A 6,634-nucleotide genomic window follows, 5' to 3' on the forward strand; every position below is an offset into this window, starting at 1 on the left:
CGGGTTTCCGCCGCGTACTCGCCGCGTCCGCGCGAGGTAACCGTACGGGCGGGCCGCGACGACGGGGCGCGGGGTGCCGCTCGGCACCCCGCGCCCCGGCCTGCCGCCCGTCAGGCGGCCACCAGCACCTCCGCCGGCTCCAGGGCCAGCGTCAGGACCTCGCGGACGTCGGCGACGGCGTGCACGGTGAGCCGCTCCAGCACCTCGGCGGGCACGTCGTCCAGGTCGGCCTCGTTGCGCCGCGGGATGATCACCGTGGTGACCCCGGCCCGGTCGGCGGCGAGCAGCTTCTGCTTGACGCCTCCGATCGGCAGCACCCGCCCGGTCAGCGAGACCTCCCCGGTCATCGCCACGTCCGTCCGCACCTTGCGCCCCGAGAGCAGCGAGGCCAGCGCGGTGGTCATGGTGATGCCGGCGCTCGGACCGTCCTTGGGGACGGCGCCGGCCGGGACGTGCAGGTGGATGCCGCGCTCCCGCAGCCCGGTGACGGGCAGTTCGAGTTCGGCGCCGCGCGAGCGGAGGTAGGAGAGCGCGATGTGCGCGGACTCCTTCATCACGTCGCCGAGCTGCCCGGTGAGGGTGAGGCCGGTGGAGCCGGTCTCGGCGTCGGCGAGCGAGGCCTCGATGTAGAGGACGTCGCCGCCCGCGCCGGTGACCGCGAGGCCGGTGGCGACGCCGGGGACGGCGGTGCGCCGCTCGGCGGGCTCCTGGGCGGACTCGGGGGTGTGGTGCGGGCGCCCGATCAGGGCCCGCAGGTCGTCGGCGCCGATCTCGGCGGGCAGCGCGCGCTCGCCGAGCTCGCTCTGCGCGGCGACCTTCCGCAGGATGCGGGCGATCGACCGCTCCAGGTTCCGCACGCCCGCCTCGCGGGTGTACTCGCCGGCGAGCCTGCGCAGCGCGCTCTCGTCGACGGCCACCTCGTCGGCCTTGAGGCCGGCCTTCTCCAGCTGGCGGGGCAGCAGGTGGTCGCGGGCGATGACGACCTTCTCGTCCTCGGTGTAGCCGTCGAGGCGGACGAGCTCCATCCGGTCGAGCAGCGGCTCGGGGATGGCCTCCAGCACGTTGGCGGTGGCGAGGAAGACCACGTCGGAGAGGTCGAGCTCGACCTCCAGGTAGTGGTCGCGGAAGGTGTGGTTCTGCGCCGGGTCGAGGACTTCGAGCAGGGCGGCGGCCGGGTCCCCGCGGTAGTCGGAGCCGACCTTGTCGATCTCGTCGAGCAGGACGACCGGGTTCATCGAGCCGGCCTCCTTGATCGCACGGACGATCCGGCCCGGCAGCGCGCCGACGTAGGTGCGCCGGTGGCCGCGGATCTCGGCCTCGTCGCGGACGCCGCCGAGCGCGACCCGGACGAAGGAACGACCCATGGCCCGGGCGACGGACTCGCCGAGCGAGGTCTTGCCGACGCCGGGCGGCCCCACGAGCGCGAGCACGGCGCCGCCGCGGCGGCCGCCGATCAGGCCCAGCCCCTGGTCGGCGCGGCGCTTGCGGACGGCCAGGTACTCGACGATCCGGTCCTTCACGTCGGCGAGGCCGGCGTGGTCGGCGTCCAGCACGGCGCGGGCGCCGGCGATGTCGTAGGCGTCGGTGGAGCGCTCGTTCCACGGCAGTTCGAGGACGGTGTCCAGCCAGGTGCGGATCCAGGAGCCCTCGGGCGACTGGTCGGAGCTGCGCTCCAGCTTGTCGACCTCCTTGAGGGCCGCCTCGCGGACCTTCTCGGGCAGGTCGGCGGCCTCCACCCGGGCCCGGTAGTCGTCCTCCTCGGAGGCGGACTCGCCGTTCAGCTCGGCGAGCTCCTTGCGGACGGCCTCCAACTGGCGGCGGAGCAGGAACTCCTTCTGCTGCTTGGCGACCCCTTCTTCCACGTCCTTGCGGATGGTGTCGTTGACCTCCTCCTCGGCGAGGTGGTCGCGCAGCAGGGTGAGGGCGTACTCCAGACGGGCGAGCCGGTCGGCCTCCAGCAGCACCTTGAGCTTCTGCTCGGCGGTGGCGAAGGGGGCGTAGCCGATGTTGTCGGCGAGCTCGCCGACGTCGTCGATGGCGGCGACCCGGTCGACGATCTGCCAGGCGCCGCGCTTGCGCAGCCACTGGGTGGAGAGCGCCTTGTACTCCTTGGCCAGCTCGGCGGCACGGCCGGCCACCGCGGTGCCCTCGGAGGACTCCCGGAAGGGAGTGGTCTCGACCCAGAGGGCGGCGCCGGGGCCGGTGGTGCCGGCGCCGATGCGCACCCGGCGGACGGCGCGGACGAGCGCGGCCGGGTCGCCGTCGGCGAGGCGGCCGACCTGTTCGACGGTGGCGAGGGTGCCGGCGGCCGCGTACGAGCCGTCGAGGCGCGGCACCAGCAGCACCTGGGGCTTGCCCGTGCCGGTCGCCGCAGCCCGGGCGGCCTCGACGGCGGCGCGGACCTCGGCGTCGGACAGGTCGAGCGGGACGACCATGCCCGGGAGCACCACCTCGTCGTCGAGCGGCAGCACGGGCAGGGTGAGCGGAACGGACGTCGATGCCATGATCTCTCCCCAGTCATTGAACTTGAGCTGACCTGACTAAGGATTGGCGGGTCGCGAATGTTCCCCTGGCCTCGTTCGCTCTGAGCGATCGCCGACCGGGGACGGGAAAGGGCAGGTCAGGCCCGTGCGGGCAGCGCCGCCGGAGCCGTCCGGCGGCGGAGCGGGCGCCGCGGGCCGCGGCGCAGCGGCAGCCAGAGGGCGATGCCGATCAGCAGGGCGACCGGGTGGCCGATCCCGGTGACGACATCGGTGCCGTCGACGTACTGCTCGCCGATCAGGGCGGCGGCGACGCCGAGGGCGAGCGCGCGGCCGGCCGGCGACAGCAGGCCGGCGAGGGCGCCGAGGCTGGCGAGGACGCCGTAGCTGACTCCGATGTCGAGGTCGCCGAGGGCGTCGACGGGCAGCCCGCGGGCGGCGACGGCGGCCAGGACGACGGACTGGGAGACCAGGGTGGCGCCGACGTGCCCGGCGGCGAAGACCCCGGCGGCCCTCCGGGCGCCGACCCGGCGCTCCAGCGGGGCGACGGTCAGCAGGAAGGCCCAGAGATAAGGGGTCCAGACCGGGCCGGCCACCCAGAGTCCACTGGCGGCGAGGGCGAGCACGGGGTGGTGCGCGAGGTTGTGAACATCGGTCGAGGAGAGCGCCTGCAGGTGGTGCACCAGCTGCGGGTCGCCGAACCGGGCGAAGAGCGTGGTGCCGAGCAGCAGGGCGAGGTAGCCGAGTGCGAAGGGGTTGCGGCGGGGCGTGGGAAGCACACCGCGCAGACTGCGGAGCAGGCCGCGGATCCGGCCGCGGCGTGCCGCGGTACTGCCGGTACTGCTCGCCGCCATGGGCCCTCCGTCCGCCGGACTCCCGTCACCCGCCCCCGTGTTCAACGCGTCGAGGGCGTGCGGAGATCCGCACGGACGGTGCCCGCGGAGACACCGGTGGCCCTTGTCGTGACCACGATACGTTCCGAGGCTGGGAGCCCGCTGGGGAAGAGCTGTGAAGAATGCTTGAGCTTCTGCGCAACGGCTGCGCCCCTTGGTCCGTACCTGCCCTCCGTTCACGGAGCAGCAGCACGAAAGTAAGGGGTGAACACCACCCGCGGTTGCATACAGATCGTTACAGCTGGGATTTTCGACGGGTAAGGTATCGCCCCGTGCCCGGTCCCGACGGGGATCGGCATCGATCCTTGGCCCGGATGTGTCCGGGCCACCTGCCGGAATGACCCCGGTGTCCGTACTCTGCGTGGAGTGCGGGCCGGGTGTGCAGACCGCACACGGCGTATCCACGCCGCGCAGGGGCCGTCGGCGGAACGGCTCCCCGCCGACGCGGCAGGCCGGGCACAGCCCACAACGGACCGAGACGACTACGACGCGGCGCCGCCACCCCCACAGGTGACCGGCCCGCAGCCCTGGGGGCGGTGGCGTGACCGTGACAGAAATTCAGCAAGAGACCGGTAGCAGCCCGGTAGGTACGCAGCGGCGAGTGCTGGTGGTGGAGGACGAACCGACCATCGCGGAGTCCATCGCGGCCCGCCTGGGCGCGGAGGGGTTCAAGGTCGCCGTGGCGCACGACGGCCCCGGCGCGGTGGACGGCTTCCACACCTGGCAGCCCGACCTGGTGGTGCTCGACATCATGCTGCCGGGCTTCGACGGCCTGGAGGTGTGCCGCCGGATCCAGGCGCAGCGCCCGGTGCCGGTGCTCATGCTCACCGCGCGGGACGACGAGACGGACCTGCTGGTCGGTCTCGGCGTCGGCGCGGACGACTACATGACCAAGCCGTTCTCCATGCGCGAGCTGGCGGCCCGGGTCAACGTGCTGCTGCGCCGCGTGGAGCGCGCCCAGCAGGCGGCCAGGACGCCGGCGCTCGGCTCGCTGCGCTTCGGCGAGCTGGAGATCGACCACGTGCAGCGCCGGGTCCGGCTGGGCTCGGGCGACGTGCACCTGACGCCGACCGAGTTCGACCTGCTGGCCTGCCTGGCCGCGCAGCCGCGCGCGGTGCTCACCCGCGAGCAGCTGCTCGCGGAGGTCTGGGACTGGACGGACGCCTCGGGCACCCGCACGGTCGACAGCCACGTCAAGGCGCTGCGCCGGAAGATCGGCGCCAGCTGGATCCGCACGGTGCACGGCGTCGGGTACGCCCTGGAGGCACCCCTTTCCTGAGCGGGCACGCCGAGGGCTGGGCCGCCGGGGGGCCCACGCCTTCAGTCGACGCGCCGCTCCGACCGCAGGGGCACGATGACCTTTCCACAGCAACGCAAAGGGGACGCCGCGGAGCGTCCCGGCCCCGGCCTGGCCGGCCGGGCCGCCCGCCGGGTGTGGGCCGACATGCGGCCGTTCGACCCGGTGCGGTCCATCAAGGGCAAGCTCGCCCTGCTGGTGATCGTCTCCGTCTGCCTGGCCACCGGGATGGTGGTCGTGGCGATCCGGTCCGAGACGCAGATCCGGATCATCATGATCTTCTCGATGATCGCGTCGCTGCTGTTCATGCAGTTCCTCGCGCACGGGCTGACCGCCCCGCTGCGCGCGATGACCGCCGCGGCCCGGGCGATGGCCCGCGGCGACTACAGCGCCCGGGTGGACACCTCCTCCCGGGACGAGATCGGCGAGCTCGCCGACTCCTTCAACCGCATGGCGGCCGATCTGGAGGCCGCCGACCGGCACCGCCGTGAGCTGATCGCCAATGTCTCGCACGAACTGCGCACGCCCATCGCCGCCCTGCGGGCCGTCCTGGAGAACGTGGTGGACGGCGTCGTCCAGCCCGAGCCCAAGACGCTGGGCGCCGCACTGGAGCAGACCGAGCGGCTGGGCCGGCTGATCACCCACCTGCTGGACCTCTCCAAGCTCGACGACGGCGTGGTGCCGCTGGACACCCGCCCCTTCGAGGTGCGGCCGTTCCTGGACGGCGTGCTGCGCGGGGTGACGGTGGACGGCGCCACCGCGGGCGGCGCCTACGGGCGCCGCGGGGACGTGCAGCTCAGCCTGGACGTCCGGCCGGACGGCCTGGCGGCGGTCGCCGACGAGGAGCGGCTGCACCAGGTGGTGGCCAACCTGGTCGACAACGCGTGCAAGCACTCGCCGCCCGGCGGCACGGTGACCGTGCGGGCCCGGCCCGGCGAGCACAGTGGCGGACTGCTGCTGCAGGTCGAGGACCAGGGCCCGGGCATCCCGCTGCAGGACCGCGAGCGGGTCTTCGAGCGCTTCGGCCGCAGCGGCAGCGCGACCGCGCAGGGCCCCGGCAGCGACGGCGGAACCGGCCTCGGGCTGGCCATCGCGCGCTGGGCGGTGGACCTCCACGGCGGCGAGATCCGGGTGGCCGAAAGCGATCGGGGCTGCCGCATCGAGGTCGTGCTGCCCGGTGAGGCACCCGTCCCCACCGGCTGACACGCCCGTACCCGAACGTTGTCACACAACTGGGACACAAGGGGCCGGTCCGGCGTCGGACCGGCCCCTCACTGCTGCCAAGTGTCCATATTGTCAGCTTTTATGGGGATAATGGAGCGAACCGAACGTGTCCAGGTACCCTCGTTCACCGGTTTGTAACGCGCACAACCGGCCAAAATACGGACGTTCACTGTGATCTGGGCGACGCCTGGCCAGGGGGGACTGCGCGATCACTGGTCGGAGGCGTAGCCTTAATCCCCGCTGTCCACCATCCCAAAAGGAAGCGGAAGAGGGCGGTTGCCCCGATGTCGCCACACCCTGAAACCCCCAGCTCGGCAAGCACCACTGGCTTCGGCCCCAATGAGTGGCTCGTCGACGAGATCTACCAGCAGTACCTCCAGGACCCGAACTCGGTTGACCGAGCCTGGTGGGACTTTTTCGCCGACTACAAGCCCGGTACCGAGGTGACTCCAGTGACCCAGGCTGCAACCCAGGTCGGCCCCACGCCGACCCCCGTTGCTGCTCCCGCTGCCCCTGCCGCTGCTCCGGCGCCCGCTGCACCGGCCGCGCCGGTCCAGCCGGCCGCGCCGCTCGCGGCAGCCCCTGCCGCGCCGCCCGCGCCGAAGGCCGCAGCTCCGGCTGCGCCCGCGCCGGCCGCCCAGGGAACCGAGCTGGTCCAGTTGCGGGGTCCGGCGAAGGCGGTGGCGTCGAACATGGACGCCTCGCTGGAGGTGCCGACCGCGACGTCGGTGCGGGCCGTT

At 73.1% G+C, this 6,634-nt stretch carries 4 protein-coding genes and 1 pseudogene; 3 read left to right on the forward strand and 2 right to left on the reverse strand.

The features are described from left to right. Positions 1-110: 110 nt before the first annotated feature. Positions 111-2,504 (reverse strand): endopeptidase La, encoded by a 2,394-nt coding sequence (lon, locus tag AB0P35_RS07455; RefSeq protein ID WP_095873193.1) that lies wholly within the window; start codon positions 2,502-2,504, stop codon positions 111-113. Between the two features lie 116 nt (positions 2,505-2,620). Then, positions 2,621-3,334 carry a rhomboid-like protein gene (locus AB0P35_RS07460; protein WP_363507717.1) on the reverse strand — a complete coding sequence of 238 codons (714 nt, stop codon included), beginning with the start codon at positions 3,332-3,334 and terminating at the stop codon, positions 2,621-2,623. A 586-nt stretch (positions 3,335-3,920) separates the two neighbouring features. Between AB0P35_RS07460 and AB0P35_RS07465 the strand changes: the two genes are divergently transcribed. From AB0P35_RS07465 to kgd, 3 genes and pseudogenes are all read left to right on the forward strand, one after another. Further along, a complete protein-coding gene (locus AB0P35_RS07465) occupies positions 3,921-4,652 on the forward strand; it encodes a response regulator transcription factor (protein ID WP_030267975.1) in 732 nt (243 codons plus the stop codon). 75 nt (positions 4,653-4,727) lie between these two features. After that, complete coding sequence (locus AB0P35_RS07470; protein WP_095873194.1) at positions 4,728-5,873, forward strand: ATP-binding protein; 1,146 nt, start codon at positions 4,728-4,730, stop codon at positions 5,871-5,873. A gap of 305 nt (positions 5,874-6,178) precedes the next feature. Then, positions 6,179-6,634, forward strand: a pseudogene (gene kgd, locus AB0P35_RS07475) (multifunctional oxoglutarate decarboxylase/oxoglutarate dehydrogenase thiamine pyrophosphate-binding subunit/dihydrolipoyllysine-residue succinyltransferase subunit); the annotation flags it as partial.

This window comes from Kitasatospora sp. NPDC085879 (assembly GCF_040686255.1).
GTDB lineage: Bacteria > Actinomycetota > Actinomycetes > Streptomycetales > Streptomycetaceae > Kitasatospora.

Excerpts from the sequence above, each read along its gene's own strand:
- lon (WP_095873193.1), bottom strand. The coding sequence starts at position 2,504 with ATGGCATCGACGTCCGTTCCGCTCACCCTGCCCGTGCTGCCGCTCGAC.
- AB0P35_RS07460 (WP_363507717.1), bottom strand. The coding sequence starts at position 3,334 with ATGGCGGCGAGCAGTACCGGCAGTACCGCGGCACGCCGCGGCCGGATC.
- AB0P35_RS07470 (WP_095873194.1), top strand. The coding sequence starts at position 4,728 with ATGACCTTTCCACAGCAACGCAAAGGGGACGCCGCGGAGCGTCCCGGC.